This is a genomic window from Citrobacter sp. LST-B2 (assembly GCF_057983045.1).
In genome coordinates this window covers 3,494,436-3,516,712 of sequence record NZ_CP192598.1, presented here as the reverse complement: position 1 = coordinate 3,516,712, position 22,277 = coordinate 3,494,436, and the positions used below count along the sequence as shown (strand labels likewise).

19 protein-coding genes are annotated in these 22,277 nt (G+C 55.8%); 13 read left to right on the top strand and 6 right to left on the bottom strand.

Annotated elements, in window-relative coordinates; translation table 11 throughout:
* Nucleotides 1–26: 26 nt before the first annotated feature.
* Nucleotides 27–1,154 (bottom strand): succinyl-diaminopimelate desuccinylase, encoded by a 1,128-nt coding sequence (gene dapE / locus ACQ0PY_RS17020; protein WP_042999867.1) that lies wholly within the window; start codon nt 1,152–1,154, stop codon nt 27–29.
* A gap of 3 nt (nt 1,155–1,157) precedes the next feature.
* Nucleotides 1,158–1,514, bottom strand: a complete 357-nt coding sequence (locus ACQ0PY_RS17015) for an ArsC family reductase (protein WP_042999868.1) — start codon at nt 1,512–1,514, stop codon at nt 1,158–1,160.
* 388 nt (nt 1,515–1,902) lie between these two features.
* On the opposite strand from ACQ0PY_RS17015, the gene ypfM reads away from it, so the two are divergent.
* Nucleotides 1,903–1,962: a protein YpfM gene (ypfM, locus tag ACQ0PY_RS17010; protein WP_001386977.1), complete on the top strand. Its 60-nt coding sequence runs from the start codon at nt 1,903–1,905 to the stop codon at nt 1,960–1,962.
* Between the two features lie 92 nt (nt 1,963–2,054).
* Here the strand turns inward: ypfM and acrD are convergent, their stop codons facing one another.
* Complete coding sequence (gene acrD, locus ACQ0PY_RS17005; RefSeq protein WP_054176573.1) at nt 2,055–5,168, bottom strand: multidrug efflux RND transporter permease AcrD; 3,114 nt, start codon at nt 5,166–5,168, stop codon at nt 2,055–2,057.
* A 168-nt stretch (nt 5,169–5,336) separates the two neighbouring features.
* Nucleotides 5,337–7,043 (bottom strand): nitrate/nitrite two-component system sensor histidine kinase NarQ, encoded by a 1,707-nt coding sequence (gene narQ, locus ACQ0PY_RS17000; RefSeq protein ID WP_044256907.1) that lies wholly within the window; start codon nt 7,041–7,043, stop codon nt 5,337–5,339.
* Between the two features lie 212 nt (nt 7,044–7,255).
* Between narQ and aegA the strand changes: the two genes are divergently transcribed.
* The 3 genes from aegA to ACQ0PY_RS16985 all read left to right on the top strand — a co-directional run bounded on the left by aegA (nt 7,256) and on the right by ACQ0PY_RS16985 (nt 11,131).
* Nucleotides 7,256–9,217 (top strand): formate-dependent uric acid utilization protein AegA, encoded by a 1,962-nt coding sequence (aegA, locus tag ACQ0PY_RS16995; protein WP_042999871.1) that lies wholly within the window; start codon nt 7,256–7,258, stop codon nt 9,215–9,217.
* Between the two features lie 172 nt (nt 9,218–9,389).
* Nucleotides 9,390–9,965, top strand: coding sequence for a GDP-mannose pyrophosphatase NudK (gene nudK, locus ACQ0PY_RS16990; protein ID WP_044256903.1), 576 nt, complete (start codon nt 9,390–9,392; stop codon nt 9,963–9,965).
* Between the two features lie 125 nt (nt 9,966–10,090).
* Nucleotides 10,091–11,131, top strand: coding sequence for a DUF1176 domain-containing protein (locus ACQ0PY_RS16985; RefSeq protein ID WP_042999873.1), 1,041 nt, complete (start codon nt 10,091–10,093; stop codon nt 11,129–11,131).
* A gap of 45 nt (nt 11,132–11,176) precedes the next feature.
* Here the strand turns inward: ACQ0PY_RS16985 and tkt are convergent, their stop codons facing one another.
* A complete protein-coding gene (gene tkt, locus ACQ0PY_RS16980; protein WP_090050519.1) occupies nt 11,177–13,171 on the bottom strand; it encodes a transketolase in 1,995 nt (664 codons plus the stop codon).
* Nucleotides 13,172–13,191: 20 nt separating this feature from the next.
* Nucleotides 13,192–14,142, bottom strand: a complete 951-nt coding sequence (gene tal, locus ACQ0PY_RS16975; protein ID WP_044256900.1) for a transaldolase — start codon at nt 14,140–14,142, stop codon at nt 13,192–13,194.
* 274 nt (nt 14,143–14,416) lie between these two features.
* On the opposite strand from tal, the gene maeB reads away from it, so the two are divergent.
* From maeB to ACQ0PY_RS16930, 9 genes are all read left to right on the top strand, one after another.
* A complete protein-coding gene (maeB, locus tag ACQ0PY_RS16970) occupies nt 14,417–16,696 on the top strand; it encodes an NADP-dependent oxaloacetate-decarboxylating malate dehydrogenase (protein ID WP_044264854.1) in 2,280 nt (759 codons plus the stop codon).
* Nucleotides 16,697–16,855: 159 nt separating this feature from the next.
* The gene (eutS, locus tag ACQ0PY_RS16965; RefSeq protein WP_042999878.1) at nt 16,856–17,191 is read left to right on the top strand and encodes an ethanolamine utilization microcompartment protein EutS; all 336 of its coding nucleotides are present in this window, start codon (nt 16,856–16,858) and stop codon (nt 17,189–17,191) included.
* Nucleotides 17,192–17,204: 13 nt separating this feature from the next.
* Nucleotides 17,205–17,684: an ethanolamine utilization acetate kinase EutP gene (eutP, locus tag ACQ0PY_RS16960; RefSeq protein WP_061069792.1), complete on the top strand. Its 480-nt coding sequence runs from the start codon at nt 17,205–17,207 to the stop codon at nt 17,682–17,684.
* Nucleotides 17,662–18,354 (top strand): ethanolamine utilization acetate kinase EutQ, encoded by a 693-nt coding sequence (eutQ, locus tag ACQ0PY_RS16955; protein WP_109740460.1) that lies wholly within the window; start codon nt 17,662–17,664, stop codon nt 18,352–18,354. Before eutP ends, eutQ begins: the two co-directional genes overlap by 23 nt.
* The gene (gene eutT / locus ACQ0PY_RS16950) at nt 18,351–19,154 is read left to right on the top strand and encodes an ethanolamine utilization cob(I)yrinic acid a,c-diamide adenosyltransferase EutT (protein WP_054176578.1); all 804 of its coding nucleotides are present in this window, start codon (nt 18,351–18,353) and stop codon (nt 19,152–19,154) included. The genes eutQ and eutT overlap by 4 nt, the downstream gene beginning before the upstream one ends.
* Nucleotides 19,151–20,167 (top strand): phosphate acetyltransferase, encoded by a 1,017-nt coding sequence (pta, locus tag ACQ0PY_RS16945; RefSeq protein ID WP_042999882.1) that lies wholly within the window; start codon nt 19,151–19,153, stop codon nt 20,165–20,167. Before eutT ends, pta begins: the two co-directional genes overlap by 4 nt.
* Nucleotides 20,168–20,203: 36 nt before the next feature.
* Complete coding sequence (gene eutM / locus ACQ0PY_RS16940) at nt 20,204–20,494, top strand: ethanolamine utilization microcompartment protein EutM (protein WP_000387720.1); 291 nt, start codon at nt 20,204–20,206, stop codon at nt 20,492–20,494.
* Nucleotides 20,495–20,571: 77 nt separating this feature from the next.
* Nucleotides 20,572–20,859: an ethanolamine utilization microcompartment protein EutN gene (eutN, locus tag ACQ0PY_RS16935; RefSeq protein ID WP_042317652.1), complete on the top strand. Its 288-nt coding sequence runs from the start codon at nt 20,572–20,574 to the stop codon at nt 20,857–20,859.
* A gap of 11 nt (nt 20,860–20,870) precedes the next feature.
* Nucleotides 20,871–22,274, top strand: a complete 1,404-nt coding sequence (locus tag ACQ0PY_RS16930) for an aldehyde dehydrogenase family protein (RefSeq protein ID WP_042999883.1) — start codon at nt 20,871–20,873, stop codon at nt 22,272–22,274.
* Nucleotides 22,275–22,277: the final 3 nt, after the last annotated feature.

Genomic DNA, 22,277 nt, shown 5'->3' with positions numbered 1-22,277 from the left:
GCGCGTTACCTCTTGCAGGAACCTCGTCAGGCGACGAGTTGTTCCATTATACGTTGATACATACGGGCAAGCAGTTGCAGGTCGGCGGCGTTCACACATTCATTAATTTTATGAATCGTGGCATTCACCGGACCGAGCTCTACGACCTGCGCCCCCATACGAGCGATAAACCGTCCATCGGACGTACCGCCCGTGGTCAGTAACTGCGGTTTAATTTCATTATAGTGCTCGATGGCGTTCACGACTGCATCCACCAGTTTCCCGCGATCGGTCAGGAACGGCTGGCCAGAGAGCCACCAGTCAACGGTATAGCGCAACTGATGTTTCTCGAGCAGCGCGTGCACCCGCGCTTTGATCATCTCGTCAGTCAGTTCGGTACTGAAACGGAAGTTGAACTGCACAAACAGTTCACCGGGGATGACGTTATTGCTACCGGTACCCGCCTGGACGTTGGCAATCTGCATGCTGGTGGCCGGGAAAAACTCATTGCCCTGATCCCACTCAATATTCACCAGTTCATTGAGCATCGGCGCGGCGCGATGTACCGGGTTATCCGCCAGGTGTGGATAGGCGACGTGACCCTGCACACCGTGGATAGTCAGGTTACAGGTGAGCGATCCGCGACGGCCGTTTTTCACCACGTCACCCACGACTTCGGTACTTGAGGGTTCGCCAACCAGACAGTAATCCAGGCGCTCATTTCGCGCCATCAGCGCCTCAACCACCTTAACGGTGCCGTTTTTCGCGCTGGCCTCTTCATCGGAGGTGATCAGGAACGCCAGGCGCCCTTTGTGGTTCGGGTGCTGAGCGACAAAACGCTCTGCCGCCACCACCATGGCCGCCAGCGAACCTTTCATATCCGCCGCGCCGCGGCCGAACAACATCCCGTCGCGGATGGTTGGCTCGAAAGGTGGGTTGATCCAGCGATCGGCATCGCCCGCCGGCACGACGTCGGTGTGACCGGCAAACGCCAGCGTCTCACCTTGTCCGCGCCATGCCCAAAAATTCTGTGTATCCGCAAAATCCATGCGCTCAACGGTAAAACCGATCGCGCGCAGGCGTTCAATCATCAACGCCTGACATCCGGCATCATCCGGGCTCAGGGAAGGGCGGCGAATAAGCTGTTGTGTCAGCTCAATAACCGGGCACGACATAGACTACACCTCGTCAAAAAACTGCTGATAACTGGATTCACTAAAACCCAGCAGCATAGGCTTCCCGGGCGCACAGAGCAATGGGCGTTTGATGATTGCCGGCATTTCAGTCATTAATGCGGCGGCGGACGCGGCATCCGTGATGTGACTGCGTGTGGTTTCATCCAGTTTTCGCCACGTCGTCCCACGGGTGTTGAGAAGCGGTTCCCACCCTAATTCATTGATAAATGAAGTGAGAAGTGTGCTGTCCAGACCATCGACACGGTAATCATGAAAACGGTAGTCAATGCCGCGCGCTTCCAACCAGCGGCGGGCCTTTTTAATGGTGTCGCAATTTTTAATACCGTAGAGGGTAATCATGTGCATCCTTATTAACGTAAACTGATTATATAATCATCAATATCGTTACGTCCGATAATACATCTTGTCATTTAATCGTGATCGGTAAATATAACATTGTTGAAGTAATGTGAATAATAATTCCTGAATTTGTTGGAATTTTCTTCTTAATCAAAATTCGGAATTTTCTCCGACGCAGTCACTTGTTTTTAATCGAAATTGAAGAAGTACCAGATAAGGTATGATTGTTGCGAATTATTGCAGTAAGTCACATAAAATTTATGGTGACCGCGCCATAGTAATCACATCAACCACACCCCGGAGGATGTAATCACAGCAATCGGTTAATTTGTCTTCACCAGATGAGAATGTTTTTGTAGAATACCCATAATAAGAAGCAGAGGTTGTTATGATTGAACGCGAACTGGGGAACTGGAAAGATTTTATCGAAGTTATGCTTCGCAAATAAATTTCTGGAAGGATGACCAAATAACAGAACATACCGTGTGAGATTCATCACACAGAAAGGGCGACCCGTTGGCAGGTCGCCTTTTTTGTCTGTTATTCCGGACGCGGCTTCAGTGGGAAGCGGCGACGCACCAGCACGAAAAACAGCGGCACGAAGTAGATTGCCAGCACCGTTGCCGAGATCATCCCGCCCATGACGCCCGTCCCGACGGCGTGTTGACCGCCGGAGCCTGCGCCGCTGCTGATCGTCATCGGCAGTACGCCAAAGATAAACGCCAGTGAGGTCATCAGGATCGGACGTAAGCGCTGTCGACATGCATGTAGCGTCGCATCCAGCAGATCGTGTCCTTTCTCATTCATCTCATTGGCAAATTCAACGATCAAAATGGCGTTTTTCGCCGAAAGCCCAATGACCGTCAACAGCCCGACCTGGAAATAGACATCGTTTTCCAGGCCACGCATCCAGGTCGCAAGCAGCGCGCCGATGACCCCCAACGGCACCACCAGCATCACTGAGAACGGTACTGACCAGCTTTCATACAGCGCAGCCAGGCACAGGAATACCACCAACAGTGAAATGGCATACAGGGCCGGAGCCTGCGCTCCGGAGAGTCGCTCCTGGTAAGACATGGCGGTCCATTCCAGTCCAAATCCGGTCGGCAACTGACGCACCAGCGACTCCATCACATCCATCGCTGTCCCGGTACTCACTCCTGGTGCGGCTTCACCGACAATTTCGACGGCGGAATAGCCGTTGTAGCGCTCCAGACGTGGAGAACCCGTCTCCCAGCGAGAGGTGGCGAAGGCGGAGAAAGGCACCATACCGCCGCTGTTATTGCGCACGTACCACAGGTTGATGTCGTCTGGCAGCATACGGTATTTCGCTGCCGCCTGGACGTAGACCTTCTTGACGCGGCCACGGTCCATAAAGTCGTTGACGTAGCTCGATCCCCATGCGGTCTGCAACGTATCGTTGATGTCGTCAATGGATACACCCAGCGCCTGCGCTTTGCGTTGGTCGACATCAATTTGCAACTGAGGACTGTCGTCCAGACCGTTGTGTCGTACACGAGTCAGGGCGCTATCCTGCGACGCCAGGCGAAGCAGTTGGTCACGCGCGGCCATTAAGGCGTCATGACCGGCGCCGGCGTGATCTTGTAGTTCCATATCAAAACCTGCGGAACTGCCGAGACCGCTGATGGCAGGCGGACTGCTGGCGAACACGCGCGCCTCTTTGATTTTGTTAAACGCCTTCGTCGCACGTTCGATAATGGCAAACGAGGTGCCAGTCGTCGGGTCGCGTTCGCTCCAGTCTTTCAGGCGTACAAACATACGCGCCACGTTCTGACCGTTGCCCCCTGGGCCGGAACCGACCGTCGCAAAGACGGACTGGACGGTATCCTTTTCCTGGGTGAAATAATATTTCTCGACTTCCTGTACCACTTTTAAGGTTTGTTGCTGCGTTGAGCCGCTTGGCAACTGAACCGAGGTGATAAACATGCCGCGATCTTCCAGCGGCAGGAACGAGGTCGGCAGACGCAGGAACAGAACCACCATCGCGCCAAGCAGCAGCACATAAATCAGGAGCCAGCGCAGGCTGCGATGCAGAATTTTGGCAACGCCTTTTTCGTAGCGTTCGGCGTTACGGTTGAAGGTACGGTTAAACCAGCCGAAGAAACCGGTTTGCCCGTGATGCTCGCCTTTATGCAGTGGTTTAAGCAAAGTGGCGCACAGGGCAGGGGTAAGGATCATCGCCACCAGAACGGAAAGCACCATCGCCGCCACAATGGTAATGGAGAACTGACGGTAGATTGCCCCGGTGGTTCCGCCAAAAAAGGCCATCGGTACGAAGACGGCTGACAGCACCATCGCGATACCGACCAGCGCACCCTGAATTTGTCCCATCGATTTTCGCGTCGCCTCGCGCGGCGTGAGGCCTTCCTCACTCATAATACGCTCGACGTTTTCCACAACCACGATGGCGTCATCCACCAGCAGGCCGATTGCCAGTACCATCGCAAACATCGTCAGGGTATTGATGCTGTAGCCGAAGGCATAGAGCACCGAAAACGTCCCCATCAGCACCACCGGTACGGCAATGGTGGGGATCAGCGTGGCGCGGAAATTTTGCAGGAACAGGTACATCACGAGGAACACCAGCGCGATGGCTTCCAGCAGTGTTTTCACCACGTCTTCAATCGAGGCTTTAACGAAGGAGGTGGTTTCATAGGCCACCTTGTACTCAAGACCATGTGGGAAGTATTGCGCCAGTTCATCCAGACGCTTAATGACCTGGGTCGCGGTGGCCATTTCGTTGGCCCCCGACGCCAGTTTCACTCCAAGACCGGATGCCGCATTGCCATTGAAGCGGCTGAGATAGTCATACTTCTCAGCCCCCATTTCGACGGTGGCGACATCGCCCAGGGTTACTTCTGAGCCATCCTGATTGACACGTAGCGTAATGGCGCGAAACTGTTCCGGCGTTTGCAGCAGCGACTGGGCGTTAATGGTGGCATTCAGCGCCTGGGTATCAATGGAAGGGGTTCCGCCAAGCTGTCCGACGGCGATCTGCGCGTTCTGCGACTCAATGGCGTCGGTGACATCTTTCGCCGTCATCTGGAAGCTGTTGAGCTTTGCCGGATCCAGCCAGATGCGCATGGAATATTGCGAGCCGTAGGCATCGATGTCGCCGACGCCGCTCACCCGGCTGAGCGGATCCTGAATATTACTGGCGACGTAGTCCGCGATATCCTGCTTATCCATCGACCCGTCGGTGGAGACAAAAGCAATCGTCAGGATGTTGGTATCCCCGGTCTTACGGACCGTGACACCCTGGTTCTGTACCGCCTGCGGCAGTTTACGCATCGCCGACTGTAACTGGTTCTGGACCTGTTGTACGGCTTCATCCGGATCGGTGCCCGCCACGAAGCTCAGTGTAACTGACGCTTGCCCGGTGCCGCTGCTTTGCGATGACATGTACATCAGATTATCGAGGCCGGTCATGTTCTGCTCAATGACCTGGGTGACGGTGTTTTCCAGCGTTTGGGCGGAAGCGCCGGGATAGTTTGCCGTGATGCGCACGTTTGGCGGCGCCAGATCAGGATATTGCTCCACCGGCAAAGAGAAAATCGCCAGGGTACCTGTCAGACACAACAGAATAGCCAGCACCCAGGCAAATATGGGGCGATCGATAAAGAAATTCGCCATCAGAAAGAGGACCTCATTATTCTACATATCTTTATAGGTATGACTTGCTTCACTGTATCGGGAAGGTACGAGCCAAACGTGGAGAAAAAAAGGAGATAATGTAAATTATCATGCCTGATTACAGTGTTTGTCAGCTTCCCACATGCTCACGTCCGGTTTAGTGCGATTTTATGCCAGATGACTCGCATCCTCTTCTGATTCTGTCGAGCGAAAGCTAATGCTCACTAACGTCCCACCGCCGGAAGGCTGCGAAAAACTTAACGTGCCGCCAAGACGTTCCGCGCGCTCGCGCATAATGTTCAGGCCGTAATGCCCCGCCGGTTCTTTAGGTTCGCCAATGCCCACGCCGTTATCGCGAATATACACCGTGTGATTGCCATCCGGCGCTGTCACACAGCTGACGGCAATCTCACTGGCACTGGCGTGCTTCATCGCGTTGAGCACCGCTTCCCGGATAATCTGTAACAGATGGACCTGCATCTGCGCATCGAGCGCCAGCGTCGGCAACCGGCAGTCCAGAGTGAGTTTAGCGGCAGTTTGCCCTTGTAGCGCTTCGAGCATTTCATGCAGTGCGGAAGGTAAATCAGCCTGTTGCAGGGTCAGGCGGAAGGTGGTCAGCAGTTCACGCAACTGACGATAGGCGTCGTTCAGCGCCCGCGAGAAGTCATCCATAATGGCCTGCGCCGGGGCGTTATCCTCAGGAATGGCGCGTTTGAGCAGCGTCAACTGAATGCGCAGATACGAGAGCACCTGCGCCAGAGAGTCATGCAGTTCACGGGCAATAGTGGCGCGTTCTTCCATCAGCAACAGTTGCTGGAAGTGTTTCTGCGCATGGTTGAAGTACAGGCCGCGCCCCAGCATTGTCGATACGCTGTTTAACAGCGGGATCGCGCTGGCGACATGCTGACTTTGCCAGTGCAGCTCGCCGTAGACCGTCTCCTGCATGGTCACCGGCAGGATTTGCATCGGCAGGTCGGCCTGTTTTTCACCTTCACTGATACGCCAGTTTTCGCCGACGGTAAGCTCCAGAAATAGTGCCGCTTCATTATCACGGACAATCTGCAAAATATGGCGGAAGCAGTGCACATCAATCTGACTGGTATTTAGCGCCTGAGAACACTGGTACAGCACTTCCAGACGTCGCTTGGCTTCATGGAGATCGTGGGTCTTTTCTTCGACCTTCGCTTCCAGCGAGCGGTACAGCTTATGCAACTCGCTCGACATCTGATTAAAGGTCTTCGCCAGTAGCCCCAGTTCGTTGGGAAGGTGCGTATCCAGCGGCGGCGAATCAAACTGACCGTGTTCGATGCGCTGGCTGGCCATTACCAGTTGGTTCAGCGGGCGCACAACCTGATGACGAATACGGCGCAGGGTGAAAAAGACGAGGGTAAAAATCCCGATACCGCCCGCCAGCGAGATCCCCACCACCAGCATCACTTTGCGCTCGGCATAGTGCTGCAAGGCCAGCACGAAGAGATCGATCTTATCGACGTAGGCGTTAATGTTGTTCTGATACCACTGTAGATCCCCATCAATCAGGCGGGCATTCATCTCCAGCCAGTTGGCATGCAGTTGCGCGTAGCGACCTTTCACCGCCTGAGGCACATACCAGGCATTCAGATTGCTTAACGCCGATGAGTTGAGGGCCTGTTGAAAGAGCAGACGATGGGCGTTTAATTGCGGGCTGTGGCTTTGCAGATCGTACCCCAGACGATAGCTCTGCATACGTAATGAACCCGCCACGTTAATGGCTTCGGCATCCCGCAGGCTGCTGGCCAGCGTCAGTAACGCCACGCCGGTTGAGAGAATCGAGAGCAGGACAATGTAAAAAAAGGCCCGGGCCAGGCTGGCCGAGACGGGGCGTTTGACGATCACACGCGTAATTTCCTTTAAAAGTGCTTACGGTAAAAATCTCTCGCAGATCTGAAACGTAATTTCACTCTGGCTGAAATAAATTGATCTGCCACAGGTTCTGTAGAAATAGTTGTGCTTCCTGGGCAAATGAACATTGCCGACGTGTGGTCAGTCGGTTAATAACAACACTTATATAAAGAATAAGGTTTTTACAACCAAAAAAGAAGGTCGCCATGAACCGTTTTATTATGGCCAACAGCCAACAGTGCCTGGGATGCCATGCCTGTGAAGTCGCTTGCGTTTTGGCCCACAATGAAGAGCAACATGTCCTTAGCCAACGTCACTACCAGCCCCGGATCACGGTTATCAGGCATCAGCATCAGCGAAGTGCAGTGACCTGCCACCATTGCGAAGATGCGCCCTGCGCCCGCAGTTGTCCGAATGGAGCGATAAGCCACGTCAACGACAGCGTGCAGGTCAATCAGCAAAAGTGTATCGGCTGTAAATCCTGCGTGGTGGCTTGTCCGTTTGGCACCATGCAAATCGTCCTGACCCCCGTCGCCAACGATCAGGTCAAAGCCACAGCACATAAATGCGACCTCTGTCAGGGGCGGGAAAAGGGGCCGGCCTGCGTGGAGAACTGTCCTGCGGACGCACTGCAACTGGTGACGGAAGGGTCGTTAACCCGGCTGGCGAAAGCGCGACGTTTACGTACTGCCCGGCAGGAGAATCAGCCGTGGCATGCCGATGCCACAGCGACCGCTTTCCCCGCAATGAGCAAAATTGAGCAAATGCACGCGACGCCGGCGCGCGGTGAGCCGGATAAACTGGCTATCGACGCGCGAAAAGTCAGCTTTGATGAAATCTATCTGCCGTTTCGCACGGCTCAGGCGGAGCGGGAGGCCTCACGCTGCCTGAAGTGTGGTGAACACAGCATTTGCGAATGGACCTGCCCGCTACATAACCACATCCCTCAGTGGATTGAACTGGTGAAAGCCGGAAATATTGATGCGGCAGTGGAGTTGTCTCACCAGACGAATTGTCTGCCGGAAATCACCGGGCGCGTTTGTCCACAAGACCGACTGTGCGAGGGCGCCTGTACGGTGCGCGACGAGCACGGCGCGGTGACGATCGGCAACATTGAACGCTACATTTCTGACCGTGCGCTGGGTAACGGCTGGCGGCCGGATCTGAGTCATGTCCAGAAGGTCGATAAGCGTGTGGCGATTATTGGCGCCGGTCCGGCAGGGCTTGCCTGTGCCGACGTGCTGGCGCGTCACGGCGTCAGCGCCACGGTTTTTGATCGTCACCCTGAAATCGGCGGACTGCTGACCTTTGGCATCCCGGCCTTCAAACTGGATAAATCACTGCTGGCGCGTCGTCGGGAAATTTTTAGCGCGATGGGGATCCATTTTGAGCTGAACTGCGAAGTGGGCAGGGATGTGAAAATGGAGGCGCTGCTCGAGGATTACGATGCCGTATTTGTCGGCGTGGGAACCTATCGTTCGATGAAGGCCGACCTGCCTAACGAAGAGGCTCCGGGCGTCTATGACGCGCTGCCATTCCTGATCGCCAATACTAAACAGGTGATGGGACTGGACGAATGTCCTGAAGAGCCGTACATCAACACCGCCGGACTTAACGTGGTGGTGTTGGGCGGTGGCGACACGGCGATGGACTGTGTCCGTACCGCGCTGCGTCATGGCGCAAGCCAGGTCACCTGCGCCTATCGCCGTGACGAAGCCAACATGCCGGGTTCGAAGAAAGAGGTGAAAAACGCGCGTGAGGAAGGGGCGAAGTTCGAGTTCAACGTCCAGCCGGTCGATCTGGAACTGAGCGCGGACGGGCGCGTTTGCGGCATTCGTTTTCTGCGTACGCAATTGGGTGAGCCGGATGCCCAGGGACGCCGCCGTCCGGTGCCAATTGCTGGCAGTGAATTTGTGATGCCGGCAGATGCCGTGATCATGGCGTTTGGTTTCCATCCGCACGGGATGCCGTGGCTGGAGAGCCATGGAGTGCAAGTGGACAGCTGGGGTCGCATCGCGGCAAACGTGGAGAGTGCATACCGTTACCAGACCACTAACCCGAAAATTTTTGCCGGCGGCGATGCTGTTCGCGGCGCCGATCTGGTGGTCACCGCGATGGCGGAAGGGCGCCATGCGGCGCAGGGGATCATCGACTGGCTGGGGCGGTAAACGTTCGATTATCCCGTAGGCCGGATAAGGCGTAGCCGACATCCGGCTTGATAGCGCTGCGCTTATCAGGTCTACAATTCACCTCTGTCTGGCATAAATCAGCCTTATCTTACACAGACAAATCCGGCTTCACGGCGTAGTATAATTTCTCTTCTTACGCTGTGGAGTCGATATGTCGCAAAAAATCACCCTCGTTAAAGACAAAGTCCTTTCTGATAACTATTTCATCCTGCGCAATATTACCTACGATCTGACCCGCTCGAACGGCGATGTCATCCGCCACAAACGTGAAGTGTACGATCGCGGCAATGGGGCAACGATCCTGCTGTATAACGCAGAGAAAAAGACGGTGGTGCTGATTCGTCAGTTCCGCGTAGCGACGTGGGTGAACGGTAACGAAAGCGGGCAGTTGATTGAAACCTGCGCCGGATTACTGGACAACGACGAGCCGGAAGCCTGCATTCGCAAAGAGGCCATTGAAGAGACAGGCTATGAAGTAGGTGAGGTGCGCAAGCTCTTTGAGCTGTACATGTCTCCCGGCGGTGTGACGGAGCTGATTCACTTTTTTATCGCCGAATACAGCGAAAGCCAGCGTGCTAACGCGGGGGGTGGTGTGGAAGACGAAGACATCGACGTGCTGGAATTACCGTTTACTCAGGCACTGGAGATGATTAAAACCGGTGAAATACGAGACGGTAAGACCGTGTTATTGCTCAACTATTTACAATCCTCCCATTTAATGGACTGATAAATAAGGTTTATATTTCTTTACGAATGATTGAATCTATCCGACAAATCCGATTGAGCATGGTCAACAGCACAACGAAGATACGACCTGTGTTGTTCGTTTGACTTCTGGGGTTATTACCGTCCATGCGCTATCGCGTTATTTTCCTTTTCCTGCTCGGCCTGATTCCGGCCCGCTTGCTGTGGGCCGCGCCCGCGCAACAGGCCTTTTCTGACTGGCAGGTAACGTGTAATAACCAGAATTTTTGCGTCGCGCGTAACACCGGTGAACATGGCGGGCTGGTGATGACGCTGAGCCGCAGTGCCGGGGCGCATACCGATGCCGTCTTGCGCCTCGATCTTGGCGGACTGACCGCGCCCACCAACGAAGCGGATATCGCGCCACGCCTGTTGCTGGATGGCAAACCGTTGGCGCTGAGCCCAGATCACTGGAGAATGACGCCGTGGCACCTGATGACAGACGACCCGGCGACTATCGCTGAATTTCTGCTGACGATTCAGGACGGGAAGGCGATTACCCTGCAAAAGGGCAATCAAACCATTTCGCTGGCCGGGCTGAAAGCGGCGCTGTTGTTCATCGACGCGCAGCAGAAGCGGGTGGGCAGCGAAACGGCGTGGATTGAAAAAGGGGACGATCCTCCACTGAGCGTGCCACCGGCACCGGCGCTGAAAGGCGTAGCCGTCGTTAACCCAACACCCACACCGCTCTCCCTCGACGAACGCAACGACCTTCTTGATTACGGCAACTGGCGAATAAACGGCATTAAGTGTTCACTCGATCCTTCACGCCGTGAGGTGCGGGTGACCGCCCTTACCGATGACAAAGCCCTGTTGATGATCGCCTGCGAAGCCGGAGCGTACAACACCATCGATCTGGCGTGGATCGTGTCGCGGAAAAAACCACTGGCCTCACACGCCGTACGCCTACGTTTACCGTTTAACAGCGGCGCGGAAAGTAATGACATGGAGTTAATGAACGCCGTGTTTGATGAGAAGTCGCGTGAACTGGTTACCCTGGCAAAAGGGCGGGGATTAACGGACTGCGGCATCCAGACTCGCTGGCGTTTTGACGGTCAGCGTTTTCGTCTGGTGCGTTATGCCGAAGAGCCGAGCTGTGATGGCTGGCATGGGCCAGATGCCTGGCCCACGCTGTGGATCACGCGTTGATTTTTTATCGGATGACGACGCAGTCGTCATCCGGCGTTGCAGACATCAGGCGTTCAAAACCTTGTGTGCTTTTTCCACAATGTTCTCCACCGTAAAGCCGAAGTAAGGGAACAGCTTCTCTGCTGGCGCGGATTCACCGTAGCCGGTCATCCCGACAATCGCCCCTTTTAAGCCCACATATTTGTACCAGTAATCGGCAATACCGGCTTCGACCGCGACGCGCGCGCTGACGTTCGATGGCAGCACCGACTCGCGGTATGCCTCGTCCTGGGCATCGAAAATATCCGTTGAGGGCAGCGATACCACGCGGACGTTACGCCCTTCGCCGGTCAGTTTCTCCGCGGCCTGCAGGGTAATCTCCATTTCTGACCCGGTGGCAATCAGAATGATATCCGGTTTGCCGCCGCTGTCTTTCAGCACGTAGCCACCGCGGGCGATCGCTTTCACCTGCTCCGGCGTGCGTTCAACCTGTGCCAGGTTCTGTCGTGACAGGATCAGCGCCGTGGGACCATCATGGCGCTCGACCGCCAGCTTCCAGCCCACTGCAGCTTCAACCTGATCGCACGGACGCCAGGTGCTGAAATTGGGCGTCAGACGCAGGCTGGCCAGTTGTTCCACAGCCTGGTGGGTCGGACCATCTTCCCCCAGACCGATGGAGTCATGGGTATACACCATGATTTGTCGCGCTTTCATCAGTGCCGCCATGCGCGCGGCATTACGCGCATATTCAACGAACATCAGGAAGGTGGCGGTATAGGGCACGAATCCGCCGTGATGGGCGATGCCGTTGGCGATGGCGGTCATACCAAATTCACGCACGCCATAGTGAATGTAATTGCCCGCCAGATCCTCTTTCAGTGAGGTGGAACCTTTCCAGATCGTCAGGTTGCTCGGCGCCAGATCCGCCGAACCGCCTAACAGCTCCGGCAGAAGTGGGCCGTAGACGTTGAGAGTATTTTGCGATGCCTTGCGGGTGGCGATTTTGGCGGGGGTCGCCTGTAACTCGTTGATGTATTTCTGTGTGGTTTTTTCCCAGGACTCTGGCAGACCGCCGGTCATGCGGCGCGTGAACTCTGCGGCCAGTTGCGGGTGCGCTTTCTGGTAAGCGGCGAATTTTTCGTTCCAGTGCTGTTGCGCTTTCTCGCCTTTTTCGCGGGCGTCCCAGGCGCGATAAATCTCTTTCGGGATCTCAAATGCCGGATGGTGCCAGCCGAGTTTTTGGCGGGTCAGCGCCACTTCTTCTTCGCCCAGCGCCGCGCCGTGGGATTCCTCTTTCCCTGCTTTGTTCGGTGAGCCAAAGCCGATCACCGTGCGGCAGATAATCAGCGACGGTTTGTCCTTCACGCTCTGCGCTTCCTGAATCGCTCTCTTCACCGCTTCCGGGTCGTGGCCATCAATCTCGTGGACGACATGCCAGTGGTAGGCCTCAAAGCGTTTGGCGGTATCATCGGTAAACCAGCCGTCGGTTTCACCATCAATGGAGATACCGTTGTGATCGTAAAAACCGATCAGCTTGCCCAGCCCCAGCGTTCCCGCCAGCGAACAGACCTCATGCGAAATGCCTTCCATCAGGCAGCCGTCACCCATAAACACATACGTGAAGTGATCGACAATCTCGTGGTCCGGCTGGTTAAACTGTGCCGCCAGCGTGCGTTCGGCAATGGCTAAACCGACGGCGTTCGCCAGCCCCTGGCCCAGCGGCCCGGTGGTGGTTTCCACGCCTGGCGTATAGCCGATTTCCGGGTGGCCTGGCGTTCTGGAATGCAACTGGCGGAAGTTTTTCAACTCTTCAAGCGGCAGGTCATAGCCTGACAGATGCAGCAGGCTATAGAGCAGCATAGAAGCGTGACCGTTCGAAAGAATAAAACGATCGCGATCGTACCAGGTTGGATCGGTCGGGTTGTGCTTAAGAAAATCGTTCCACAGCACTTCGGCGATATCCGCCATTCCCATCGGCGCGCCGGGGTGACCGGAATTGGCTTTCTGAACAGCGTCCATACTGAGCGCACGAATGGCATTGGCAAGGTCTTTACGGGACATAGAACACTCCGTGGCAAGGTTTAGAGTTTGGCCGCAAGCAGGTCTTCCAGTTTGCGTTGGTCAACGGCGAACAGACGGATACCGTCAGAGAGTTTCTCTACCGCCATCGCATCCTGGTTATGCTCCCAGCGGAATTCAGCTTCGCTCATGGGGGCGGGACGATGGAAGGTTTGCGAAGACGGCACCAGCTTGCGCACGACCGGTTCTTCTTTTTCCTGTAATTCTTTCAGGAGATTGGGGGCAATCGTCAGGCGATCGCAGCCGGCCAGCGCGAGGATCTGCTCAGTGCGGCGAAAACTGGCGCCCATGACGATGGTGTCATAACGATGCTGTTTGAAGTAATCGTAGATATTGCGCACCGACTTCACGCCGGGATCTTGCTCGACAACGTACGGGTCCATCGGGCTGCGCGCCTGATACCAGTCATAGATGCGCCCGACAAACGGAGAGATCAAAAAGACGCCCGCTTCAGCGCAGGCGCGGGCCTGAGCAAAGGAAAACAGCAGCGTCAGGTTGCAGTTAATTCCCTCTTTCTCTAACGCTTCTGCCGCGCGAATGCCTTCCCATGTGGAGGCCAGTTTGATCAGTATGCGGGATTTATCGATCCCCTGCTGCTGGTACAAATCCACCAGGTGGCGGGCCTTGTCGATACTCTTTTGTTGATCGAAGGAGAGGCGGGCATCCACTTCGGTCGACACGCGTCCCGGAATGCTTTTAAGAATTTCCGCACCAAAATTGACCGCCAGTTTGTCGCAGGCTTCGGCAACCTGCTGTTCCTGGGTTTTACCCCGCTGCTTTCCCCAGCGGATCGCATCGTCAATCAGATGCGCGTAGTGCGCCAGGCCAGCGGCTTTCAGCAGCAGGGAAGGGTTGGTGGTGGCATCCTGGGGTTGGTAATGACGAATAGACTCAATATCGCCGCTGTCGGCCACGACAGTGGTGAATTGTTTGATGCCGTCTAACTGGTTCATAGGAAATACTCCTTGAAAAGTAACGTGTTAGGTGAGTGCTTAAAATCACACTTCTGAGAAATTCATGATGTGCACCACAAAAAAGCATAGCAGACAGGCATGGTATTGCTGGCTTAAGCAGGTAACATGGTTGTTATGAGTTGATTACGAAATCTTTATTTAAGTCGTGATAGTTTGGGGACCTTCAAAGTTTGCGTCCCGCAGTGCGGTGATAATGTGCGACGCACCTGGCTGCGCGTGACTTTTTTGAACGATACGTGAAAGGAACAACAAGATGGATGACCAGTTAAAGCAAAGCGCCCTTGATTTCCACGAATTCCCGGTACCTGGTAAAATCCAGGTTTCTCCGACCAAGCCCCTTGCCACGCAGCGCGATCTGGCGCTGGCCTACTCGCCGGGCGTCGCGGCACCTTGTCTTGAAATCGAAAAAGACCCGCTGGCTGCGTATAAATACACCGCGCGTGGCAACCTGGTTGCCGTTATCTCTAACGGGACGGCGGTGCTGGGCTTAGGCAATATCGGTGCGCTGGCCGGTAAACCGGTCATGGAAGGCAAAGGCGTTCTGTTTAAGAAATTCGCCGGTATTGATGTGTTCGATATCGAAGTCGATGAGCTCGATCCGGACAAATTTATTAACGTCGTTGCCGCGCTGGAACCGACGTTCGGCGGGATCAACCTGGAAGACATCAAAGCGCCGGAGTGTTTCTACATCGAACAGAAACTGCGCGAACGCATGAATATTCCGGTGTTCCATGACGATCAGCACGGCACCGCGATCATCAGTACCGCCGCCATTCTTAACGGCCTGCGGGTGGTAGAGAAAAATATCTCCGACGTGCGGATGGTGGTATCCGGCGCGGGCGCGGCGGCGATCGCTTGTATGAACCTGCTGGTGGCGCTGGGAATGCAGAAGCACAACATTGTGGTCTGCGACTCCAAGGGCGTTATCTACAAAGGTCGCGAGCCGAATATGGCTGAAACCAAAGCGGCCTACGCGGTAGATGATGACGGCAAACGGACGCTGGATGACGTTATTGACGGCGCGGATATTTTCCTTGGGTGTTCAGGCCCGAAAGTGCTGACCCAGGAGATGGTCAAGAAAATGGCCCGCGCGCCGATGATTCTGGCGCTGGCTAACCCGGAACCGGAAATTCTGCCGCCGTTGGCAAAAGAGGTGCGTCCGGACGCCATCATCTGTACCGGCCGTTCCGACTACCCGAACCAGGTCAACAACGTCCTGTGCTTCCCGTTCATTTTCCGTGGCGCACTGGACGTTGGCGCGACGGCAATCAACGAAGAGATGAAGCTGGCTGCGGTCCATGCCATTGCCGAACTGGCGCATGCCGAGCAAAGCGAAGTCGTGGCCTCGGCCTATGGCGACCAGGATCTGAGCTTCGGCCCGGAATACATCATTCCAAAACCGTTCGACCCGCGTCTGATTGTTAAAATCGCACCAGCGGTTGCCAAAGCAGCAATGGATTCCGGCGTGGCAATGCGTCCCATTGCCGACTTTGACGCTTATGTCGACAAGCTGACGGAATTTGTCTACAAAACTAACCTGTTCATGAAGCCGATTTTCTCGCAGGCACGCAAAGCACCGAAGCGTGTCGTGTTGCCGGAAGGGGAAGAGGCGCGTGTGCTGCACGCAACGCAAGAACTGATCACGCTGGGTCTGGCGAAGCCGATCCTGATCGGCCGTCCGGGCGTAATCGAAATGCGCATTCAAAAACTGGGGCTGCAGATCAAAGCAGGCGTCGATTTTGAGATCGTCAACAATGAATCCGATCCGCGCTTTAAAGAGTACTGGAGCGAGTACTACCAGATTATGAAGCGTCGAGGCATTACCCAGGAGCAGGCGCAGCGTGCGGTGATCGCCAACACCACGGTGATTGGGGCGATCATGGTACAGCGCGGTGAAGCGGATGCGATGATCTGCGGCACTATCGGTGATTACCATGAACACTTCAGCGTGGTGAAAGCGGTGTTTGGCTACCGTGAAGGCGTCCATACCGCCGGGGCGATGAACGCGTTACTGCTGCCGAGTGGCAACACCTTTATTGCCGATACCTACGTCAATGACGATCCTGAGCCGGAAGAGCTGGCGGAAATCGCCGTGATGGCGGCGGAAACCGTGCGTCGCTTTGGTATCGAACCGAAAGTGGCGCTGCTGTCGCATTCTAACTTTGGTTCGTCCAACTGTCCGTCTGCCGGCAAAATGCGCGCCGCGCTGGAGATTATCAAAGCACGTGCGCCTGACCTGATGATTGACGGCGAAATGCATGGTGATGCCGCGCTGGTGGAAAGCATTCGTAATGACCGGATGCCGGACAGCCCGCTGAAAGGCTCGGCCAATATTCTGGTGATGCCGAATATGGAAGCGGCGCGTATTAGTTACAACCTGCTGCGTGTTTCCAGTTCGGAAGGGGTCACTGTTGGGCCGGTACTGATGGGGGTCTCGAAACCCGTTCATGTATTAACGCCGATCGCCTCTGTTCGTCGAATTGTTAATATGGTCGCGCTGGCGGTGGTTGAGGCACAAACACAGCCGCTGTAATTTTACTTTAATTAATTCCGGCGCGGGTTTTTCCCGCGCCTTTTTATTTTCCGCGTATTAGTGATCCACTTCACCTTTTAAATCACCTTGCCGAATTTTGTTATTTACCCTGACAAAAAATTGCCACGATAAGCCCAGTCTTAACACAGGCGGTGAGCAATGGATAAAGAACGCATCATTCAGGAATTTGTGCCGGGCAAACAGGTCACGCTGGCGCATCTCATTGCGCATCCAGGTGAAGAACTGGCGAAAAAGATCGGCGTTCCCGAAGCAGGTGCCATTGGCATTATGACCCTGACGCCGGGTGAAACCGCCATGATTGCTGGCGATCTGGCGATGAAGGCGGCTGACGTACACATCGGTTTTCTCGATAGGTTCAGCGGCGCGCTGGTGATCTACGGCTCCGTTGGCGCGGTAGAAGAGGCCTTATTGCAAACGGTCAGCGGGCTGGGTCGGTTATTACATTTCACGCTCTGCGACCTGACGAAAAGCTAATTTTGAGGTGCTCATGAAACGTATTGCGTTTGTTGGCACTGTCGGCGCGGGAAAAACAACGCTTTTTAATGCATTACAGGGAAATTATTCCCTCGCCAGAAAAACCCAGGCCGTGGAATTTAATGAAAATGGCGATATCGATACGCCGGGGGAATATTTTAGTCATCCCCGCTGGTATCACGCCTTAATTACCACGCTGCAGGATGTAGATACGTTGATTTATGTCCATGCGGCCAATGACAAAGAAAGTCGCTTACCTGCCGGGCTGTTAGATATCGGTGCCAGTAAACGACACATCGCCGTGATCAGCAAAACGGATATGCCGGATGCCGACGTAACCGCAACGCGGGAATTACTGCGCGGAATTGGGTTCCAGGGGCCGATTTTCGAGCTCAACAGCCATGACCCGCAAAGCGTGCAGCACCTGGTGGACTATCTGACTGAGCTCAGCCAAAAGGAGGAAGGGGCAGGTGAAAAAACTTATCACAGCTAACGATATACGTGCGGCGCACGCACGAGGCGAACAAGAGATGTCGGTGGTGCTGCGCGCCAGCATCATCACTCCGGAAGCCCGTGAAGTCGCGGAGTTACTGGGCATCACGATTGTGGAGCGCGAGGGAGCCGCGCCAACGGCAGCCTGCAGTGTCGACGAGGCCAAATCTGAAACTCAGCGCATTCGTGAAACTATCATCGCGCAACTACCAGAAGGGCAGTTTACCGAAAGCCTGGTTTCACAGCTGATGGACAAGGTGCTGAAGGAAAAACAGTCGCTGGAACAGGGCGGGATGCAACCGGGATTTACCTCGGTGACCGGCAAAGGCGGTATCAAAGTGATCGACGGCAGCAGCGTTAAGTTTGGCCGCTTCGATGGCGCGCAGCCACACTGCGTAGGCCTGACCGATCTCGTCACCGAGCAGGACGGCAGCAGTATGGCCGCCGGGTTCATGCAGTGGGATAACGCATTCTTCCCATGGACGCTGAACTACGACGAAATCGACATGGTGCTCGACGGTGAACTGCATGTGCGCCATGAAGGCGAAACGATGATCGCTAAAGCCGGGGACGTCATGTTCATCCCGAAAGGCTCGAGCATTGAATTTGGCACGCCGACGACCGTGCGCTTCCTGTACGTTGCGTGGCCTGCGAACTGGCAATCGGTATGAAAGATTTCATCACCGAAGCATGGCTCAGAGCGAACCATACGCTCAGCGAAGGGGCGGAAATCCATCTCCCCGCTGACGCTCGCCTGACGCCCTCTGCCCGCGAACTGTTGGAAGGCCGTCATCTGCGCATCAAGTTTCTGGATGAGCAGGGCAGTCTGTTTGTCGACGACGAGCAACAGCAGCCGCAGCCGGTGCACGGGTTAACCAGTAGCGATACGCATCCCCAGGCCTGCTGTGAACTGTGTCGCCAGCCGGTGGCGAAAAAGCCTGACACCTTGACCCACCTGACGGCGGACAAAATGGTCGCCAAAAGCGATCCGCGTCTGGGCTTTCGCGCCGCGCTGGACAGCACCATCGCGCTGGCGGTGTGGCTGCAAATCGAACTGGCGGAGCCGTGGCAGCCCTGGCTGGCGGATATTCGTTCGCGGCTGGGCAACATTATGCGCGCCGATGCGATGGATGAACCCCTGGCGGCACAGTCCATCGTTGGGCTGAACGAGGATGACCTGCATCGTCTTTCCCATCAACCGTTGCGTTATCTGGAGCACGATCATCTGGTACCTGAAGCCCGTCATGGTCGTGAGTCCGCGCTGCTGAATCTGCTACGTACCAAAATTCGCGAGACGGAAACGATCGCCGCCCAGGTCTTTATCACCCGCGGATTTGACGTCCTGCGCCCGGATATTTTGCAGGCGCTGAACCGTCTCTCCAGCGCGGTCTACGTGATGATGATTCTGTGTGTCACCAAACACCCACTCACCGTCAACCAGATCCAACAGCGACTGGGAGGTGAACAATGATCATTGAACGCGCCCGTGAACGGGCTCAGCAGGCGCCAGCCCGGGTGGTCTTTCCGGATGCGTTAGACGAACGCGTGCTGAAAGCAGCGCACTACCTGCAACAGCACGGTCTGGCGCACCCCATTCTGGTGGCCAGTCCGTTTGCACTGCGCCAGTTTGCCCTTACGCATCGGGTGGCGCTGGACGGTATTCAGGTTATCGACCCATACAGCAATCTGGCGATGCGTGAAGCGTTCGCCCAGCGCTGGCTCGCCCGGTCTGGAGAGAAAACGCCGCCGGATGCCCTTGAGAAACTCAATGACCCGCTGATGTTTGCAGCGGCGATGGTAAGCGCAGGCCAGGCGGATGTCTGTATCGCTGGCAACCTTTCATCCACAGCTAACGTGCTGCGTGCGGGCTTACGCATTATTGGCCTGCAGCCGGGATGTAAAACGCTGTCGTCCATTTTCCTGATGCTGCCGCAGTATGTCGGACCCGCGTTAGGGTTTGCCGACTGCAGCGTGGTGCCGCAGCCGACGGCGGCGCAACTGGCAGATATCGCGATCGCCAGCGCCGACACCTGGCGCGCCATCACCGGTGAAGAACCGCGTGTGGCGATGCTGTCATTCTCCAGTCAGGGTAGCGCCCGTCATCCCTGTGTGGCGAACGTGCAGCAGGCAACGGAGATTGTTCGCGAACGTGCGCCCACGCTACTGGTGGATGGCGAATTGCAGTTTGACGCCGCCTTTGTGCCGGAGGTCGCTGCGCAAAAAGCGCCCGCCAGCCCTTTGCGCGGTAACGCCAACGTGATGGTTTTTCCGTCACTGGAGGCTGGCAATATTGGTTACAAAATCGCCCAGCGTCTGGGAGGGTATCGTGCCGTCGGGCCGCTGATTCAGGGGCTTGCCGCACCGCTTCATGACCTTTCGCGAGGCTGTAGCGTACAGGAAATTATCGAACTGGCGTTGGTGGCAGCCATGCCGCGCCAGACTGACGTGAGACGCGAACGTGACTCACAAACCCTGGTTGTATAAATGGTCCCGTTCTGGACCCCATGAGAGGAAAACACAATGGAAGCTTTAGGAATGATTGAAACCCGGGGCCTGGTTGCACTGATTGAGGCCTCTGATGCGATGGTAAAAGCCGCACGTGTGAAGCTGGTTGGTGTGAAACAGATTGGCGGCGGTCTGGTGACTGCGATGGTTCGTGGCGATGTCGCGGCCTGCAAAGCAGCAACAGATGCCGGTGCCGCAGCGGCACAGCGTATCGGCGAACTGGTCTCCGTTCACGTGATTCCGCGTCCGCATGGCGATCTGGAAGAAGTCTTCCCGATCAGCTTCAAAGGCGACAGCAACATCTAAGCAGGACTGGGGGCCGGATGGCGCTGCGCTTATCCGGCCTACAGGATCGCAGCACAACGTAACCCACGGAGGCGGGTATGAAACTGGCAGTCGTCACAGGACAAATCGTTTGTACCGTACGCCATCAAGGACTGGCACACGATAAATTGCTGATGGTGGAGATGATCGATGCCCAGGGAAATCCCGACGGGCAGTGTGCCGTCGCCATTGACAGCATCGGGGCGGGAACCGGGGAGTGGGTGCTGCTGGTTAGCGGCAGTTCTGCTCGCCAGGCGCATCGCAGCGAAGCGTCCCCTGTCGATCTGTGCGTGATTGGTATCGTCGATGAAGTGGTGGCTGGCGGTCAGGTGATATTCCACAAATAGGACTGAACATCATGAATCAACAGGATATTGAACAGGTGGTGAAAGCGGTACTGCTGAAAATGAAAGACAGCAGTCAACCTGCGACCGCCGTTCATGAAATGGGCGTCTTTGCCTCCCTGGATGATGCGGTGGCGGCAGCAAAAGTCGCTCAGCAGGGGCTGAAGAGCGTGGCGATGCGCCAGCTTGCCATTCACGCCATCCGTGAAGCGGGCGAAAAGCATGCCAAAGAATTAGCGGAACTTGCCGTCGCAGAGACCGGCATGGGACGCGTCGACGATAAATTTGCCAAAAATGTGGCACAGGCTCGCGGGACACCGGGCGTGGAGTGCTTATCGCCGCAGGTACTCACCGGCGATAACGGCCTGACGCTGATCGAAAATGCGCCGTGGGGCGTCGTCGCCTCAGTGACGCCATCTACTAACCCGGCGGCGACAGTGATTAATAACGCCATCAGCCTGATTGCCGCGGGTAACAGCGTCGTGTTCGCTCCTCATCCGGCGGCGAAAGGCGTTTCACAACGCGCTATCACACTACTTAACCAGGCGGTGGTGGCGGCAGGTGGCCCGGAAAACCTGCTGGTGACCGTAGCGAACCCGGATATTGAAACTGCGCAGCGGTTGTTTAAGTACCCAGGCATTGGTCTGCTGGTCGTCACCGGCGGCGAAGCGGTGGTCGACGCTGCCCGCAAACACACCAATAAACGTCTGATTGCCGCCGGTGCCGGTAATCCGCCGGTGGTCGTCGATGAGACGGCGGATCTGGCGCGGGCTGCACAATCCATCGTCAAAGGCGCTTCTTTCGATAACAACATCATTTGCGCGGATGAAAAGGTACTGATTGTCGTCGATAGCGTGGCGGATGAGCTGATGCGCCTGATGGAAGGCCAGCAGGCAGTGAAACTGAGCGCCGCACAGGCCGAACAGCTCCAGCCGGTGCTGCTGAAAAATATCGATGAACGCGGCAAAGGCACTGTCAGTCGTGACTGGGTCGGACGCGACGCGGCAAAAATCGCCGCCGCCATTGGCCTGCAAGTTCCGCCGCAAACCCGTCTGCTGTTTGTTGAAACGTCAGCCACGCATCCTTTTGCCGTCACGGAACTGATGATGCCGGTTCTGCCGGTGGTGCGGGTGGCAAATGTCGACGAGGCGATTGCGCTGGCGGTGCAACTGGAAGGCGGCTGCCACCATACCGCTGCGATGCACTCACGCAACATCGACAACATGAACCGGATGGCGAACGCCATTGATACCAGCATCTTTGTCAAGAATGGACCGTGCATTGCCGGGCTGGGGCTGGGCGGTGAAGGCTGGACCACCATGACCATCACCACGCCAACCGGGGAAGGGGTGACCAGCGCGCGTACGTTTGTGCGTCTGCGTCGCTGTGTATTGGTGGATGCGTTTCGAATTGTATAAGGG

Coding starts and splice junctions, on each gene's coding strand:
- dapE (WP_042999867.1), bottom strand. CDS start 1,154: ATGTCGTGCCCGGTTATTGAGCTGACACAACAGCTTATTCGCCGCCCT.
- ACQ0PY_RS17015 (WP_042999868.1), bottom strand. CDS start 1,514: ATGATTACCCTCTACGGTATTAAAAATTGCGACACCATTAAAAAGGCC.
- acrD (WP_054176573.1), bottom strand. CDS start 5,168: ATGGCGAATTTCTTTATCGATCGCCCCATATTTGCCTGGGTGCTGGCT.
- aegA (WP_042999871.1), top strand. CDS start 7,256: ATGAACCGTTTTATTATGGCCAACAGCCAACAGTGCCTGGGATGCCAT.
- nudK (WP_044256903.1), top strand. CDS start 9,390: ATGTCGCAAAAAATCACCCTCGTTAAAGACAAAGTCCTTTCTGATAAC.
- ACQ0PY_RS16985 (WP_042999873.1), top strand. CDS start 10,091: ATGCGCTATCGCGTTATTTTCCTTTTCCTGCTCGGCCTGATTCCGGCC.
- tkt (WP_090050519.1), bottom strand. CDS start 13,171: ATGTCCCGTAAAGACCTTGCCAATGCCATTCGTGCGCTCAGTATGGAC.
- tal (WP_044256900.1), bottom strand. CDS start 14,142: ATGAACCAGTTAGACGGCATCAAACAATTCACCACTGTCGTGGCCGAC.
- maeB (WP_044264854.1), top strand. CDS start 14,417: ATGGATGACCAGTTAAAGCAAAGCGCCCTTGATTTCCACGAATTCCCG.
- eutS (WP_042999878.1), top strand. CDS start 16,856: ATGGATAAAGAACGCATCATTCAGGAATTTGTGCCGGGCAAACAGGTC.
- eutP (WP_061069792.1), top strand. CDS start 17,205: ATGAAACGTATTGCGTTTGTTGGCACTGTCGGCGCGGGAAAAACAACG.
- eutT (WP_054176578.1), top strand. CDS start 18,351: ATGAAAGATTTCATCACCGAAGCATGGCTCAGAGCGAACCATACGCTC.
- pta (WP_042999882.1), top strand. CDS start 19,151: ATGATCATTGAACGCGCCCGTGAACGGGCTCAGCAGGCGCCAGCCCGG.
- eutM (WP_000387720.1), top strand. CDS start 20,204: ATGGAAGCTTTAGGAATGATTGAAACCCGGGGCCTGGTTGCACTGATT.
- eutN (WP_042317652.1), top strand. CDS start 20,572: ATGAAACTGGCAGTCGTCACAGGACAAATCGTTTGTACCGTACGCCAT.
- ACQ0PY_RS16930 (WP_042999883.1), top strand. CDS start 20,871: ATGAATCAACAGGATATTGAACAGGTGGTGAAAGCGGTACTGCTGAAA.